Genomic DNA, 15,026 nt, shown 5'->3' with positions numbered 1-15,026 from the left:
GTCGTGTGGCACCGGCCGCTGTCGTCGTCAGGTGCGCCACGGAGGGCGCACCGCTAGCGGGTCTGGGGAGCCGCGAGCTGGTCAGGGTCAGACGCTACCGACGGGGTGCCGGATCCCGCGGTCGCCGCGCCCGTCGTGGCGGAGTCGGTCGGAGGCGTGCCCTGCGCGGCCGTGTCGCTCGACGCCGCCGCCTGGTCCGCCGTGTCGGTGGTCGCCGTGTCGGTGGTCGCCGTGTCGGGTGCGACCGTCGCGAGGGGGACGCCGTCGAGCAGCGTGTTCGGGATCAGGTTGTCCGTGCCGTCCGCCGTGCCGTCGGCGGGAGCCGGGTCGCCGTGCACCGCACCGGTCGTCGGGTCGAGGTAGACCGGGTTCGAGTTGCGGACCATGCCTAGCTGCTCGGCGTTGTTGGCCAGGTTCTGCGGCGACGAGAGGACGTCGAGCTGCTCGGAGTACTTCTGCTGGTCGCGCGTCAGCTCGGTTTTCTCGGCCTGCAGGTCGGAAATCGTGTAGGCCCCGTCGCTGAGGGCGATGCTGATCGCCAGCTGGGTCAGGAGCAGGACGAACAAGGAGGCGGTGGCCACGAGCGCGTACGCGATCCGGGGCCGCGCGCGACGCTGCGCCCGGCTCGTGACGATCTCGACCGGTGCCCGGCGAGGCTCGTGCGAGGGGCGGCGCTGCGGGATCGGGTCGATCGCGGCGTTGCTCATGCTGTTCTCCGGATTCGTTCGGCTGCGCGCAGTCGCACGGGCTTGGCACGGGGGTTCAGGTCGATCTCGTCGGGGGTGGCGAGCTCGGCGCCGCGGACGAGGAGGCGGTAGCCGGGCCGGTGCTCGGGCAGCTCGACAGGGAGGCCCTGGGGCGCCGTCGAGGTGGTCCGGGCCGCGAGCTCGCGCTTGACGAAGCGGTCCTCGAGCGACTGGTACGCGAGCACGACGACGCGACCCTCGACGGCGATGCGGTCGAGGGCGGCCGGGACGGCCGCCTCGAGCGAGGCCAGCTCGCCGTTCACCTCGATGCGCAGCGCCTGGAAGACGCGCTTGGCAGGGTGGCCCGCCCGCTGCAGGGCCATCGGCGTGGCGGCGATGAGCAGGTCGACGAGCTCGCCGCTGCGGCGGAGCGGCGCCTCGGCACGGTGCTCCACGATGCGGCGGGCGTACCGGGGGCTGAGCTTCTCCTCGCCGTACTGGTAGAAGATGCGCCGCAGCTCGGACTCGGGGTACTCGGCGAGGATCGTCTCGGCCGTGACCGGGGAGGTCGGGTCCATCCGCATGTCGAGCGGTGCGTCCTTGGAGTAGGAGAACCCCCGCTCGACCCGGTCGAGCTGGAGGGACGAGACGCCGAGGTCGAAGAGCACGCCCTGCACCTCGTCGATGCCCAGCTCGTCGAGGGCGTCGGCCACGCCGTCGTAGCGCGTGTGCACCAGTCGGGCACGCTCGCCGAACGGTCGTAGACGCTCGCCGGCGATCGCGAGCGCCTCGGTGTCGCGGTCGAGGCCGACCACGGTGAGGTCGGGGAAGCGCTCGAGCATCGCGGCCGCGTGGCCGCCCATGCCGAGCGTGGCATCGACCGCGACGGCGCCGGGGCGCGAGATCGCCGGGGCGAGGAGCTCGAGCGTGCGCTCGAGGAGGACGGGGGTGTGGATCTGATCTGCCATGGCTGACCTGGGCCTGGATCCCGGGCCCTGATCCCCATCCATCTCGACCTGGCACCGGGGAAGGTGCGCCAGGGCGGACGGCTGGGAGTCAGGGCCGAGGAGCTAGAAGAGCCCGGGGATCACCTCCTCCGTGGTGTTCGCGAACGCGGCCTCCTGGGCCTCGTAGTAGGTGTTCCACGCGTCCGTGGCCCAGATCTCGGCACGGTTGCCCGCGCCGATGACCGTGAGGTCGCGACCCAGGCCCGCGTAGTCCCGCAGCTGGGACGGGATCGTGACGCGGTTCTGCTTGTCGGGGACGTCGTCGCTGGCGCCGGAGAGGAACAGGCGCATGTAGTCGCGCCCCTCCTTGCTCGTGATCGGCGCCTGCCGGATGCGCGTGTGCATGTCCTCGAACTCGGCCTGGCTGAACACGTAGACGCAGCGCTCTTGACCGCGGGTCATGACGAGGCCGGAGGCCAGCTCGTCACGGAACTTCGCGGGGAGGATGATCCGGCCCTTCTCGTCGAGCTTGGGCGAGTAGGTGCCGAGGAACATGCGCCTCGCCCCCCTTCGCCCCGCACCCCGTCCGTGGCACGTGCCTCCACTTTACTCCACAATCCCCCACCCGGATAGGCGAGATGGGGTCGAAGTCGTGCTGGCCCCTCCCGGATCCGCTCCAGTTCGGGGGTCACGGCGGTGGAGGAGAAGGGAGTGACGAGGCGAAGACAGACCATGAGCCGGGCCGAGGACGCGTGCGGGCACCGGCAAGGAACCCCGGATGGAGGCGCGAGGAGGCCCCGGGCGCACGAGAAAGGGGCCGGCCCGGAGGCCGACCCCTGAGGTCGTGGTGCGAAGTGGAGGACTAGGAGCGGTCGCCGTCCTGGCGGCGCTCCCAGCGGTCGTTGAGGCGGTCCATCATGCTGCCGCTGCGCGCGGGGCGTGAGGTCGACGGACGAGCGGAGCCGGGAGCGGCTGACGCGGCGGAGGGACGAGCCTGCGAGCCACGACGAGGCGGCGCCATCGCGAAGACGGCACCGGCCACGAGGAGCACGAAGCCAGCCACGCCGACGAGGGGACCCACCGGAGGAGTCCGGATGATGACGCCGGTGACGATGACCGCGATGCCGACGAGAGCCGCGAGCACGCCGATGACGACCATCGTGTAGTTCGGGCGCCCACGGCGCCCGCCGACGGTCGCCACGAAGTCGGAGTCGTTGCTGTAGAGGCTCCGCTCCATCTCTTCGAGGAGTCGTTGCTCCTGTTCGGAAAGTGGCATCTCTTTGTTCCCTTCGAGCACAGGCCCCGCGGCCTCGGGATCACCGCGTGTGGATACGGGCGAGTGTATGCCCGGGCGCTGTGGCTAGGCTAGGCAGCGTGGCTGAGAGTACGCGGTTAGTGGACGTCGTTCAAGAGCGCATCGATCGGTTCCTCGACGACCGCCGACCGGCCCTCCGGGGCATCGCCGACGACCTCTCCCCCTTCGCCGGTTTCTCCAGCGACCTGCTCCGCGGCGGCAAGCGCTTCCGGGCCCTGTTCTGCTACTGGGGCTGGCAGTCCGTCGCCGGCCGTGACGCCGGGTTCGACCCGCTCGGGACGACCGTCGACCAGCGGTCCCTCGACGCCGTGATGACCGCCTCCGTCGGGCTCGAGTTCTTCCACGCGGCCGCGCTCGTGCACGACGACATCATGGACAACTCCGACACCCGTCGCGGGCGTCCCGCCGCGCACCGCCGGTTCGAGGCCCTGCACCGCGAGGGCGGGTGGCTCGGCTCCGCGTCCGGCTTCGGCACGTCGGCGGCCTTGCTCATGGGCGACCTCCTCCTCGCGTGGAGCGACGAGCAGATCAGCGAGGCCCTCGACGCCCTCGAGTCCCGGGGCGCCGCCCTCGCGGCTCGGCGCGAGTTCAACCGCATGCGCACCGAGGTCACCGTGGGCCAGTACCTCGACATCCTCGAGGAGAACGCCTGGCGCAGCGTGCCCGACGTCGACCTGCTGCCCCGGGCCCAGAGGGTCATCGTCTACAAGTCCGCGAAGTACAGCGTCGAGGCACCGCTCACCATCGGGGCGGCCATGGCCGGCGGCTCCGAGTCCGAGCTCGAGTCGCTGCGGCGCTTCGGGCTCCCCCTCGGCATCGCCTACCAGCTCCGCGACGACCTGCTGGGCGTCTTCGGCGTCCCCGAGGTGACCGGCAAGCCCGCCGGCGACGACCTCCGCGAGGGCAAGCGCACCGTCCTCGTGGCGACGGCCCGCCGGGCGCTGCCGCCGAGCTCCGTCCGCCTGCTCGACGAGCTGCTGGGCGATCCCGACCTCGACGACGACCAGATCGGCGTGCTGCAGGCGACGCTGAGGGAGTCGGGGGCCGTGGAGGCGGTCGAGCAGTCGATCACCGACCAGGTCGAGCGCGCCGTGACCGCCCTCGACGGGGCGGATCTCGCACCCTCGGCCCGGGCCCAGCTCACGCGGCTCGCCGACACGGTGACGAAGCGCACCTACTAGCCCCGGGGCCACCGTCCTCCGGCTGCCCCCGAACTGACGGGAGTCGGCTCAGAGGAGGCTCTGCGCCACCCGACGGACCTCGGCCTTGCGCCCCGCGCGCAGAGCCTCGACCGGGGAGACGCCGAGGCTGTCGTCGACCGAGAGCATCCAGTCGAGCGCCTCGTCGTCCGTGAACCCGTTGTCCGAGAGGACGGTGGCGGTGCCCCGGAGCTCGTGCATGGGCTCGCCGTCGACCAGGAACACCGCCGGGGTGACGACGACGCCGTCCACCCGCGTGGAGATCAGGACGTGGTCCTCGAAGAGCCGGTGGACACGGCTGACGCTGAGGCCGAGCATCTCGACGAGGTCGGGCACCGCCAACCACTCGGTGTCGTCGAACCAGGGCTGCTGAGAGAGATCGGTCACGGGTCCACCTTGCCACGGCCGAACGCCGGTCCGTGTCCTGCCTCGTTGCCCGCGTCACTCTCGTCACACGAGCCACAAGAGCCCCGCGTGTCACAGCAGCCACATGGACCTCATTCGTAGCACTGGCCACTGTGATTGACACGGGTCTCCACCTGTGCCAACTTGGCACCACGAGACACGCCGTCGCGGATCAGGTTGTCGACGTGTCGGACGCCACGACCCGAGGATCACCTCCATGAACGACAGCAGCTCGGACCGCGCCCTCGATCTCGACGGGACCCCCGACGCACCCCGCGCCACACGGCTGCCCGGTGCCGCCTTCGGCCGCGGGGCCCTCGACGCCGACGGACGGGGGGCTCGTTCACGGGCCGCTCGTTCCATGCTCCAGACGGTGCCCATCATGCTCGTCGGCTCGATGGCGCTCAGCCTCGGCATGACCGGCCCCGTCGCGTCGGTCGCCCACGACCAGCAGCCCACGAAGAAGCCGCACGCCGCCCCGCGCCCGATCGCGCTGCCGCCGACGGCAGCCGCTCCGGCCCCGGAGTCGACTGCCGCGACGGTCGACGTCGCCGCAGCGTCGAGCACGGTCCTGGCCCCGTCGACCTACACCGTCGCCTCGGGCGACACGGTCGCCAGCATCGCCGCGTCATTCGGGCTCAGCACCGCCTCCGTGCTCGCGCTCAACGGGCTCAGCTGGAAGTCGACCATCTTCCCCGGCCAGACGCTCAGCCTCGTCGCGTCCTCGCCCGCTCCCGCCGCGCCGACCAGCGCGCCCCGGGCCGCCGCGGCCGGCAGCTACACCATCGCGCGCGGCGACACGCTCAGCTCGATCGCCGGCGCGCACGGGGTGAGCACCGCCTCCCTGCTCGGGGCGAACGGCCTCAGCTGGTCGAGCATCATCTACCCGGGCCAGGTGCTCTCCCTGCCCGGCGGGGCATCCCAGGCCGCGGCGCCGGCCTCGCAGAGGGCCGCCGCGCCGACCCCCGCGGCGACCGCCGGCCACGTCATCAGGAGCGGCGAGACCATCGCCTCCATCGCGAGGCAGACCGGCACGACGGTCCAGGCGCTCCTCGCGGCCAACGGGCTGAGCATGACGAGCACGATCTACGCGGGGCGCACCCTCGTCGTCCCCGGCGCCTCGTCGCCTGCCGCCGCGCCCACGACGGTCGCGGCCACCACCTCCGTGGCCCCGCTGACGACGGGCACCACGCTCACCGCCGAGCAGCAGGAGAACGCTCGCGTGATCATCCGCGTCGGGCGCGAGCTGGGCGTGGGAGACCAGGCCATCGTCGTGGCCCTGGCCGCGGCGGCACAGGAGTCGAGCCTGAGGAACATCCACCACGGCGACCGCGACTCGCTCGGCCTGTTCCAGCAGCGCCCGAGCACGGGCTGGGGCACCCCCGCGCAGCTCACGGACGCCGCGCACGCGACGAAGCTCTTCTTCGGCGGACGGACGAACCCGAACGTCGGCAAGACCCGCGGCCTGCTCGACGTCCGGGGCTGGTCCTCGATGTCGCTGACGGACGCCGCCCAGGCGGTCCAGCTCTCGGCCCACCCCACGGCCTACGCCAAGTGGGAGGCACCGGCACGCACGTGGCTCAGCACCCTGGGCTGAGCCGTCCGTGCCACCACCGCGGCGACGTCGGCGGCACCCTCGTTCGACACTCGCCGGTGAGCCGCGTCGGCCACCGGCGCGCCGACTCGTAAGATCGCCTCGATGAGCGCGAACCAGACTGACCCGATGATCGGCCGGCTCATCGACGACCGGTACCAGGTCCGCTCGCGCATCGCCCGGGGCGGCATGGCCACCGTGTACCTGGCCACCGACCTCCGGCTCGAACGCCGGGTCGCGATCAAGATCATGCACGGCCACCTGGCGGACGACGCCTCCTTCAAGGAGCGCTTCATCCAGGAGGCGCGCTCGGCAGCGAGGCTCGCCCACCCCAACGTCGTCAACGTCTTCGACCAGGGCCAGGACGACGACAGCGCCTACCTCGTCATGGAGTACCTGCCCGGCATCACGCTGCGCGAGCTGCTGCAGGACCACAAGGTCCTCACGAGCGAGCAGGCCATGGACATCCTGGAGGCGGTGCTCGCCGGCCTCGCCGCCGCCCACCGCGCCGGCATCGTCCACCGCGACCTCAAGCCCGAGAACGTCCTGCTCGCCGACGACGGCCGGATCAAGATCGGCGACTTCGGCCTCGCCCGCGCCGCGACCGCGAACACGGCGACCGGCGCTGCCCTGCTCGGCACGATCGCCTACCTCTCCCCCGAGCTCGTCACCCGTGGCGTGGCCGACACCCGCAGCGACATCTACGCGCTCGGCATCATGCTCTACGAGATGCTCACCGGCGAGCAGCCCTACAAGGGCGAGCAGCCGATGCAGATCGCGTACCAGCACGCGAACGACACGGTCCCCGCGCCCAGCTCGGCGAACCCGTCGGTCCCCGCCGAGCTCGACGAGCTCGTCCTGTGGGCCACGGCACGCGACCCGGAGCACCGCCCCCGCGACGCCCGGGCGATGCTCGACCAGCTCATCGACGTCCAGCGCGTCCTCGCCGACCCGTCCGGCGCTCCCCTCGGCCGCACCATGGTCCTCCCCCCGGCCTCCGCGACGATGGTCCTCCCGCGAGGCGGCACCGGCGAGACGCAGGCGCTCCCCAAGGCACGCCACCGGACCGGACCGGTAGGACCGGCGGCCGTCGACACGGTCGCCGAGCTCAGCGACGTGGCCCGGAGACGACGGCGACGGGGCTTCGTGTGGATCGCTCTCGTCCTCGTGCTCGCCGTGGTCGGCGGCGGCGCGGGCTGGTGGTTCGGCGCGGGCCCGGGCAGCCAGGTGGCCGTCCCCGACGTGGCCGGCCAAGACCCCGCCGCCGCCTCGTCCGTCCTCGAGGCGGCCGAGTTCGTCGTCGCCGAGCAGAACGCAGCCGACTTCTCGGTCGAGGTGCCCACCGGACAGGTGATCGGGACGGACCCCGGTCCGTCCTCACGCCTCCAGAAGGGCTCGACCGTCACGCTGGTCGTCTCGCAGGGTCCGCAGCCGCTCGACCTGCCCGCCGTCGTGGGACAGACCGAGGACTCGGCCCGCGCCTCCTTGTCGTCCTTCGCCGTCCAGGACAGCACGACGCAGTTCGACGCCGCCGACCCCGGCACCGTGCTCGCCGTCTCGGGGGTCGACTCCGCGGGCACGGCCGTCGACCTGGCCGGCGCGGCCCAGTACGGCGAGCAGCAGCCCGTCACGCTGACCGTCTCCCTCGGCCCCGTCCCGGACGTCGTCGGCCAGTCGGTCGAGGACGCCCAGGCGACGCTCCAGGACGTCGGCCTCACCGGCATCGAGGCCGGAACGGAGTTCAGCGACGACGTCGACGAGGGCGCCGTGATCCGTGCCGACCAGCAGCAGGACGGCCCGATCCGGCCCGGCGCCTCCCTCGACCTCGTCGTCTCGGGGGGGCCTCCCCCCGTCACCGTCCCGGACGTCACCGGCAAGACCATCGACCAGGCCACGTCCCAGCTCCAGGCCCTCGGCCTGCGGGTCAGCTACGACCGGTGCACGAACTTCACCTGCGCCTTCTTCGACTGGGAGGCGAGCCTCACCGTCGTCTCGACGGACCCCGTCCCGGGAGCCACCGCGTCCCGGGGATCGACGGTCAGGCTCTCCTACCGCGTCGAGTGACCACCGCGCGCCCGCCCTGGGCCGCGCCCCGTCACGACGACGGGCCCGCCTCCTGTGGGAGGCGGGCCCGTCGACGTGGCCGTTCGGCGAGCCGAGGAGGCGCGGCCTAGTTCGCCGCCAGTTCCTCCGCGACGAGGAACGCGAGCTCGAGCGACTGCATGTGGTTCAGCCGCGGGTCGCAGAGCGACTCGTACCGCGTCGCGAGCGTGGCCTCGTCGATGTGCTCGGAGCCGCCCAGGCACTCGGTCACGTCGTCGCCGGTCAGCTCGATGTGGATGCCGCCGGGGTGGGTGCCCGCGGCGCGGTGCGCCTCGAAGAAGCCCTTGACCTCGTCCATGATCTCCTCGAAGCGGCGGGTCTTGTAGCCCGTCGGCGTCGTGAGGCCGTTGCCGTGCATCGGGTCGCTGACCCAGAGCGGAGTCGCGTCGGCGCCCTTGATCGCCTCGAGCAGCGGCGGCAACGACTCGCGGATCTTGCCGGCGCCCATGCGCGTGATGAACGTCAGGCGGCCGGGCTCGCGGTCGGGGTCGAGCACGTCGATGAGGCGGAGCATGTCGTCCGGCGTGGTCGACGGGCCGAGCTTGACGCCGATGGGGTTGCGGACCCGCGAGAGGAAGTCGACGTGGGCGCCGTCGAGGTCACGGGTGCGCTCGCCGATCCAGACGAAGTGCGACGACAGGACGTAGGGGTCGCCCGTGCGCGAGTCGATCCGCGTCATCGGCCGCTCGTAGTCCATCAGCAGGCCCTCGTGGCTGGTGTAGAACTCGACGCGCTTGAGCTCGTCGAAGTCCGCACCGGCCGCCTCCATGAAGCGGATGGCCTTGTCGATCTCCTTCGCGAGGTGCTCGTAGGCGGCGTTGGCCGGGTTCGACGCGAAGCCGCGGTTCCAGCTGTGCACCTGGCGGAGGTCGGCGAAGCCGCCCTGCGTGAACGCGCGGATCAGGTTGATCGTCGACGCGGAGGTGTGGTACCCCTTCACGAGCCGGGCAGGGTCGGCCCGTCGGGACTCGGGCGTGAAGTCGTAGCCGTTGACGATGTCGCCCCGGTAGGCGGGGAGGGTCACGCCGTCACGGGTCTCGGAGTCGCTCGAGCGGGGCTTGGCGAACTGGCCCGCCATGCGGCCCATCTTGATGACCGGCACGGAGGCGCCGTACGTGAGCACCACGGCCATCTGCAGGATGGTCTTGACGCGGTCGCGGATCTGGTCGGCGGTGGCGCCGGCGAACGTCTCGGCACAGTCGCCGCCCTGCAGCAGGAACGCGTCGCCGCGGGCCGCCGCGGCCAGCCGCTCGCGGAGGGTGTCGACCTCGCCCGCGAAGACGAGGGGCGGCAGCGCGGCGATCTCGGCCGACGCGGCCTGGACCGCGGAGGGATCGGGCCACGCGGGCTGCTGCTTGATCGGGAGCGTGCGCCAGTAGTCGAGTCCGTCGATCACGTCGGTGGTGGAGGCGTCGGTGACGACGCCCGCGGACGGTTCGGCGATGGGGACCACGGTCTTCCTTGCAGCTAGGACGGGCCAGGGACCGATCGATCCCGGCGGTCGAGCCTACCGCGCGGAGGCGACGCGCTTCTCCTTGACCGACGAGGCGTAGACGTCGGCGTACTCCTGGCCGCTCAGGGCGCCGAGCTCGTACATGATCTCGTCGGTGATGGACCGGAGGATGAACCGGTCGCCCTCCATCCCCTCGAACCGGCTGAAGTCGAGGGGCTCGCCGAAGACGATGCCGACCCGGCGGATCTTCGGGATCTTCGTGCCGGTCTTCATGACCTTCTCGGTGTCGATCATGGCGACCGGCACGACGGGGACGTGCCCCTCGAGGATCATGCGCGCGACGCCCGTGCGGCCGCGGTAGAGCTTGCCGTCGGGGCTGCGGGTGCCCTCGGGGTAGATGCCGAGCTGCTCACCGCGGCCCAGGACCGACAGGCCCGTCGCGAGCGACGCCTCCGAGGCCTTGCCGCCCGATCGGTCGATGGACAGCTGACCGGTGGCGGTGAAGAAGAGGCGCATGGCCCAGCCCTTGAGGCCCGACCCCGTGAAGTAGTCGCTCTTGGCCAGGAACGAGATGCGGCGCTCGAGCGCGAGCGGCAGGAAGATCGAGTCGACGAACGACAGGTGGTTGCTGGCGAAGATGACGGCCCCGGACGCCGGGACGTTCTCGAGCCCGCGGACCCACGGACGGAACACCGTGAGCATGAGGGGGCTCGCCACCATCGTCTTCAAGAACCAGTAGAGCATCGGGGCCCCTCCCTCGTCGGCGATCGGAGTCTAGCGAGTGGACGCGTGCAGCCGGGCGAGGTCGGCGGCGCCGACGACGCCGGCGTCGTTGACCAGCTCGGCGATGACGAAGTCGGGCTCCGGGTGGAACCCGCGGGCCGGCAGGTGCTCGTGGAACGCCTTGCGGACGGGGGCGAGGAGGAGCTCGCCCGACTGCGCGACTCCCCCGCCGAAGACGAAGACCTGCGGGTCGAGGATGGCGGCGAGCGAGGCCGCGGCCTGGCCGAGCCAGGTGCCCAGCTGACGGAGCGCCTCGAGGGCACCGGCGTCGCCCGCCTGCATCAGCGCGGCCACGTCGTGTCCCGTGAGCTCGCCCTTCTCGGCACGCACCGCCGCCAGCGCCGACCCGACGCCGCCGAGGTCGGCCACCTCGCCCGCCATGCGCAGCAGGGCACGTCCCGAGCCGTACTGCTCGATGCAGCCGCGGGCACCGCAGCCACAGGGAAGGCCGTCGGGGACTATGCGCATGTGGCCGAGCTCGCCGCCGGTGCCGAAGCCGCCGCGGAGCAGGCGGTCCTGGGCGACGACGGCGCCGCCGACGCCCGTGCCGATGGTGAGCATGGTCATGTCGCTCGCGAGGCGGCCGGCGCCGAACCGGAACTCGGCCCAGCCCGCGGCGTTCGCGTCGTTGTCGATCGTGATGTGCAGGTCGAGCTGCTCGGACAGCCGTGCCCTGAGCGGCTCGTTCCGCCACGGGATGTTCGGCGTGTAGTACACGACCGACTGCGAGGCGTCGATGAAGCCGGGGGCCGCGACCCCTGCCGCCACGACGTCGGGATGCCGCGCCTGGAGGCCCTTCACCATCGCGACGACGGCGTCGACGATCGCGCCGGCGTCGCCGGCGGGGGTCGGGACTCGCTCTTCGGCGACGATCTCGCCCAGCTCGGTGACGACCCCGCCTGCGATCTTCGTCCCGCCGATGTCAATGCCTATTGCCTGCACGAGCGACGAGTCTATCCTCGGGCCGTCTCCTGTCGTTCCACGACGCCCTCAGGTCGTCCCGGGACGGACGCAGGGGCCCCCGCTAAGCTCGTCGGACCCTGCCGGTGCCGAAGGAGCTGCCGTGAACGAACACACCGTCCCCCTCGTGGTCCCTGCCGACCCGACCGCCAACGCGACAGACCTGCTCGTGGAGCGGGCGGCGACGACGCCGAACGAGCCGTTGTTCTCCGTGCCCGACGGCACGGGAGGCTGGACCGACGTCACCGCCGCCGAGTTCGCCGCCCGGGTGCGCGAGGTCGCCAAGGGCCTCATCGCCGCCGGCATCCAGCCCGGCGACGTGGTGGGCCTGATGAGCCGCACACGCTACGAGTGGACGCTCGTCGACTTCGCGGTCTGGTTCGCCGGCGCGCTGCTCGTGCCCGTCTACGAGACGTCGTCGCCGAGCCAGGTGCACTGGAACCTCAGCGACTCAGGCGCCGTGGCCGTGATCGTCGAGACGCCGGACCACTTCGCCCGGTTCGACGAGGTGCACCCCGAGCTGCCGGACGTCGCCCACGTCTGGCAGATCGACCTCGGCGACCTCGAGAAGCTGGCGCGCTCCGGGCGGGGCGTGTCGGACGACGAGCTCGAGCGCCGCCGCACGCTGGCGAACGGGGACGACCTCGCCACCATCATCTACACGTCGGGCACCACGGGCCGCCCCAAGGGCTGCATGCTGACGCACGCCAACTTCGTCGAGACCAGCCGCAACGCCGCGGTGGCCATGGGCGACGTCGTGGCGCCGGGCTCGTCGACCCTGCTGTTCATCACGACGGCCCACGTCTTCGCCCGCTTCATCGCGGTGATGTCGGTGCACGCCGGGGTCAAGGTGGGCCACCAGGCCGACACCAAGCAGCTCCTGCCATCGCTCGCCTCCTTCCGCCCCTCGTTCCTGCTTGCGGTGCCGCGGGTGTTCGAGAAGGTCTACAACTCCGCTGAGCAGAAGGCCGAGGCCTCGGGCAAGGGCGGCATCTTCCGCCAGGCCGTCGCGGTGGCCATCGCGCACTCCAAGGCCCTCGACGAGGGGACGGTGCCCGTCGGCCTGCGCCTGCGCTTCGCCCTCTTCGACCGGCTCGTGTACCGCAAGCTGAAGAAGGCGATGGGCGGGAACATCCGCTACGCCGTCTCGGGCTCGGCCCCGCTCGGCACCCGCCTCGGCCATTTCTTCCGCAGCCTCGACATCCGCATCCTCGAGGGCTACGGCCTGACCGAGACCACGGCGCCGGCCTCGGTGAACCTCGTGTCGCGGTTCAAGATCGGCACCGTCGGGCCGGCGCTCCCGGGCGTCTCGCTGCGGATCGACGACGACGGCGAGGTGCTGGTCAAGGGCGAGAACGTCTTCGCGGGCTACTGGAGGAACGAGGAGGAGACGGCCGCGGTCATGCAGGACGGCTGGTTCCGCACCGGCGACCTCGGCAGCCTCGACTCCGACGGCTACCTCACCATCACGGGTCGGAAGAAGGAGATCATCGTCACCGCCGGGGGCAAGAACGTCGCCCCCGCCGTGCTCGAGGACCCGATCCGCGCGAACCCCCTCGTCGCCCAGGTCGTCGTGGTGGGCGACCAGCGTCCGTTCATCTCGGCGCTCGTCACCCTCGACACCGAGATGCTGCCGGTCTGGCTCAACAACGCGGGCGAGGCCGCGGACATGCCGCTCGCGGAGGCTGCCGAGCACCCCGCCGTGCTGGCCGAGGTGCAGAGGGCGGTCGACCTCGCGAACGAGGCGGTCTCCCGGGCGGAGTCGATCCGCAAGTTCGTCGTGCTGCCGATCGAGCTGACCGAGGCCAGCGGGCACCTGACGCCGAAGATGAGCGTCAAGCGCGCCGTCGTCGTCGAGGACTTCGCCGGACAGATCGCCGACCTCTACTCCGTCTACCCCAACACGGAGTCGGTCAGGACCGTCTCGTCCGCGGACAAGCCGGGGCCGACCGCCTGACCGTGCCCGGCCCCGGTACCGGCGGCGCCCAGGGCGCCGCCGGTCGAGGTCCGGTCAGGCCCGCCACCAGTCGCTGGCCCGGATCTGCCGCAGGGCGTCGCGGCGGGTCTCGGTCTCGAGGGTCATGACGTAGAGGGTGCCGGCGAGGTGGTCCGTCTCGTGCTGGAGCGCCTGCGCCATGAGCCCGTCCCCCTCGAGCACGACCGGCTCGCCGTCGAGGTCGATGCCCTCGACGCGGGCCCGGGACCAGCGTGGGGTCGGGAACCAGAAGCCCGGCACGGAGAGGCAGCCCTCCTCCACCAGCTCCTTCTCGCCCGTGAGCTCGGTGATCTCGGGGTTCAGAACGTAGCCGACCTCGCCGTCGACGTTGTAGCTGAAGGCCCTCAGGCCGACACCGATCTGGGGAGCGGCCACGCCAGCGCGACCGGGCTCGCGCACGGTGTCGAGGAGGTCGTCGACGAGCGAGGCCAGTCGGGCGTCGCCCACGCGGACGGGGTCGGAGGGCGACCGGAGCACCGGGTCGCCGAAGAGTCGGATGGGGCGGACGCTCACGACGAGCACCTCCTGGGGAAGGAACGGGGACGGGGCTCGGAGCCACCGGAGACGAGGGAGCCTGCCGGGATCGCCCGTCGGGCGACGTGGCGTGCAGGTGCTTCAAGAATAGTGACGGTATCGTCGTCGTCGTGCATGTACTCAGCGTCAGTTCTCTCAAAGGCGGCGTCGGCAAGACGACCGTGACGCTCGGACTCACGTCGGCGGCCTTCGCCAAGGGCCTCAGGACCCTGGTGGTCGACCTCGACCCGCAGTCCGACGTCTCGACCGGCCTCGACATCACCGTCGCGGGGCACCTCAACGTCGCCGACGTCCTGGCGTCGCCGAAGGAGAAGACGGTCCGGGCCGCGATCGCCCCCAGCGGCTGGACCAAGGGCCGCACGGGAAAGATCGACGTCATGATCGGCAGCCCCTCGGCCATCAACTTCGACGGCCCGCACCCGTCGATCCGCGACATCTGGAAGCTCGAGGAGGCGCTCGCCAACGTCGAGGCCGACTACGACCTCGTCCTCATCGACTGCGCCCCGTCCCTGAACGCCCTGACGCGCACCGCCTGGGCCGCCTCCGACCGCGTCACCGTGGTCACCGAGCCCGGTCTCTTCAGCGTCGCCGCGGCGGACCGAGCCCTGCGGGCGATCGAGGAGATCCGCCGCGGCCTCTCCCCTCGGCTGCAGCCGCTGGGCATCATCGTCAACCGTGCCCGCGTCCAGTCGATCGAGCACCAGTTCCGCATCAAGGAGCTCCGGGACATGTTCGGGCCCCTCGTGCTGAGCCCGCAGCTGCCCGAGCGCACGTCGCTGCAGCAGGCGCAGGGCGCCGCGAAGCCCCTGCACGTGTGGCCGGGCGAGAGCGCACAGGAGATGGCGCGCAACTTCGACCAGCTGCTCGAGCGCATCATGCGCACCGCGAAGATCGGCGACTACGCCGAACCTGCCGCGCGCTGAGGTCAGTCCCCCCTCCACACGCCAGCTGACGCACGCCCGCTGGCGTGCGCTCCTGACGCGTGTCTGCCGGTCCCGTAGCCACGTGCACCGCTGCCGCGGTCAGGATGGGCCCGCAGGCGGATCACAGG

General features: G+C 71.8%; 14 protein-coding genes. 5 read left to right on the top strand and 9 right to left on the bottom strand.

The features are described 5' to 3' along the window. Positions 1-53: 53 nt before the first annotated feature. The 4 genes from EDF18_RS00800 to EDF18_RS00785 form a co-directional block, all read right to left on the bottom strand. The gene (locus EDF18_RS00800) at positions 54-707 is read right to left on the bottom strand and encodes a hypothetical protein (RefSeq protein WP_123545562.1); all 654 of its coding nucleotides are present in this window, start codon (positions 705-707) and stop codon (positions 54-56) included. After that, complete coding sequence (gene rsmH, locus EDF18_RS00795) at positions 704-1,654, bottom strand: 16S rRNA (cytosine(1402)-N(4))-methyltransferase RsmH (protein WP_123545560.1); 951 nt, start codon at positions 1,652-1,654, stop codon at positions 704-706. The genes EDF18_RS00800 and rsmH overlap by 4 nt, the downstream gene beginning before the upstream one ends. Before the next feature lie 102 nt (positions 1,655-1,756). Next, positions 1,757-2,188, bottom strand: a complete 432-nt coding sequence (gene mraZ / locus EDF18_RS00790; RefSeq protein ID WP_123545558.1) for a division/cell wall cluster transcriptional repressor MraZ — start codon at positions 2,186-2,188, stop codon at positions 1,757-1,759. 307 nt (positions 2,189-2,495) lie between these two features. Further along, entirely contained in the window at positions 2,496-2,909 is a 414-nt protein-coding gene (locus EDF18_RS00785) for a DUF3040 domain-containing protein (protein ID WP_123545556.1), read from the bottom strand. Between the two features lie 98 nt (positions 2,910-3,007). Between EDF18_RS00785 and EDF18_RS00780 the strand changes: the two genes are divergently transcribed. Then, positions 3,008-4,129 (top strand): polyprenyl synthetase family protein, encoded by a 1,122-nt coding sequence (locus tag EDF18_RS00780; protein ID WP_123545554.1) that lies wholly within the window; start codon positions 3,008-3,010, stop codon positions 4,127-4,129. A 48-nt stretch (positions 4,130-4,177) separates the two neighbouring features. Here the strand turns inward: EDF18_RS00780 and EDF18_RS00775 are convergent, their stop codons facing one another. Then, positions 4,178-4,534, bottom strand: a complete 357-nt coding sequence (locus tag EDF18_RS00775) for an Rv2175c family DNA-binding protein (RefSeq protein ID WP_369878077.1) — start codon at positions 4,532-4,534, stop codon at positions 4,178-4,180. A gap of 235 nt (positions 4,535-4,769) precedes the next feature. Between EDF18_RS00775 and EDF18_RS00770 the strand changes: the two genes are divergently transcribed. Both EDF18_RS00770 and pknB read left to right on the top strand, forming a co-directional pair. After that, positions 4,770-6,149 carry a LysM peptidoglycan-binding domain-containing protein gene (locus EDF18_RS00770; protein ID WP_233568920.1) on the top strand — a complete coding sequence of 460 codons (1,380 nt, stop codon included), beginning with the start codon at positions 4,770-4,772 and terminating at the stop codon, positions 6,147-6,149. 102 nt (positions 6,150-6,251) lie between these two features. Further along, positions 6,252-8,210, top strand: coding sequence for a Stk1 family PASTA domain-containing Ser/Thr kinase (gene pknB, locus EDF18_RS00765; protein ID WP_123545551.1), 1,959 nt, complete (start codon positions 6,252-6,254; stop codon positions 8,208-8,210). A 106-nt stretch (positions 8,211-8,316) separates the two neighbouring features. On the opposite strand, the gene EDF18_RS00760 is transcribed toward pknB, so the two are convergent. The 3 genes from EDF18_RS00760 to EDF18_RS00750 all read right to left on the bottom strand — a co-directional run bounded on the left by EDF18_RS00760 (position 8,317) and on the right by EDF18_RS00750 (position 11,427). Further along, positions 8,317-9,645, bottom strand: coding sequence for a class II 3-deoxy-7-phosphoheptulonate synthase (locus EDF18_RS00760; protein ID WP_123547185.1), 1,329 nt, complete (start codon positions 9,643-9,645; stop codon positions 8,317-8,319). A 111-nt stretch (positions 9,646-9,756) separates the two neighbouring features. Continuing rightward, the gene (locus EDF18_RS00755; protein WP_123545549.1) at positions 9,757-10,446 is read right to left on the bottom strand and encodes a 1-acyl-sn-glycerol-3-phosphate acyltransferase; all 690 of its coding nucleotides are present in this window, start codon (positions 10,444-10,446) and stop codon (positions 9,757-9,759) included. Between the two features lie 30 nt (positions 10,447-10,476). Continuing rightward, positions 10,477-11,427, bottom strand: a complete 951-nt coding sequence (locus tag EDF18_RS00750; RefSeq protein ID WP_123545547.1) for an ROK family glucokinase — start codon at positions 11,425-11,427, stop codon at positions 10,477-10,479. Positions 11,428-11,548: 121 nt separating this feature from the next. Here EDF18_RS00750 and EDF18_RS00745 point away from each other — a divergent pair, with 121 nt between their 5' ends. Then, complete coding sequence (locus tag EDF18_RS00745) at positions 11,549-13,402, top strand: long-chain fatty acid--CoA ligase (protein WP_123545545.1); 1,854 nt, start codon at positions 11,549-11,551, stop codon at positions 13,400-13,402. A gap of 54 nt (positions 13,403-13,456) precedes the next feature. Here the strand turns inward: EDF18_RS00745 and def are convergent, their stop codons facing one another. Then, positions 13,457-13,954 (bottom strand): peptide deformylase, encoded by a 498-nt coding sequence (gene def / locus EDF18_RS00740; protein ID WP_123547184.1) that lies wholly within the window; start codon positions 13,952-13,954, stop codon positions 13,457-13,459. 131 nt (positions 13,955-14,085) lie between these two features. On the opposite strand from def, the gene EDF18_RS00735 reads away from it, so the two are divergent. Next, positions 14,086-14,898, top strand: a complete 813-nt coding sequence (locus tag EDF18_RS00735) for a ParA family protein (protein ID WP_123545543.1) — start codon at positions 14,086-14,088, stop codon at positions 14,896-14,898. The last annotated feature ends 128 nt before the right edge of the window (positions 14,899-15,026 follow it).

It is taken from the genome of Frigoribacterium sp. PhB107, assembly GCF_003751515.1.
Taxonomy (GTDB): Bacteria; Actinomycetota; Actinomycetes; order Actinomycetales; family Microbacteriaceae; genus Frigoribacterium.
This window is presented reverse-complemented; position numbering and strand designations above follow the sequence as displayed.

Excerpts from the sequence above, each read along its gene's own strand:
- mraZ (WP_123545558.1), bottom strand. The coding sequence starts at position 2,188 with ATGTTCCTCGGCACCTACTCGCCCAAGCTCGACGAGAAGGGCCGGATC.
- EDF18_RS00785 (WP_123545556.1), bottom strand. The coding sequence starts at position 2,909 with ATGCCACTTTCCGAACAGGAGCAACGACTCCTCGAAGAGATGGAGCGG.
- pknB (WP_123545551.1), top strand. The coding sequence starts at position 6,252 with ATGAGCGCGAACCAGACTGACCCGATGATCGGCCGGCTCATCGACGAC.
- rsmH (WP_123545560.1), bottom strand. The coding sequence starts at position 1,654 with ATGGCAGATCAGATCCACACCCCCGTCCTCCTCGAGCGCACGCTCGAG.
- EDF18_RS00770 (WP_233568920.1), top strand. The coding sequence starts at position 4,770 with ATGAACGACAGCAGCTCGGACCGCGCCCTCGATCTCGACGGGACCCCC.
- EDF18_RS00800 (WP_123545562.1), bottom strand. The coding sequence starts at position 707 with ATGAGCAACGCCGCGATCGACCCGATCCCGCAGCGCCGCCCCTCGCAC.
- EDF18_RS00755 (WP_123545549.1), bottom strand. The coding sequence starts at position 10,446 with ATGCTCTACTGGTTCTTGAAGACGATGGTGGCGAGCCCCCTCATGCTC.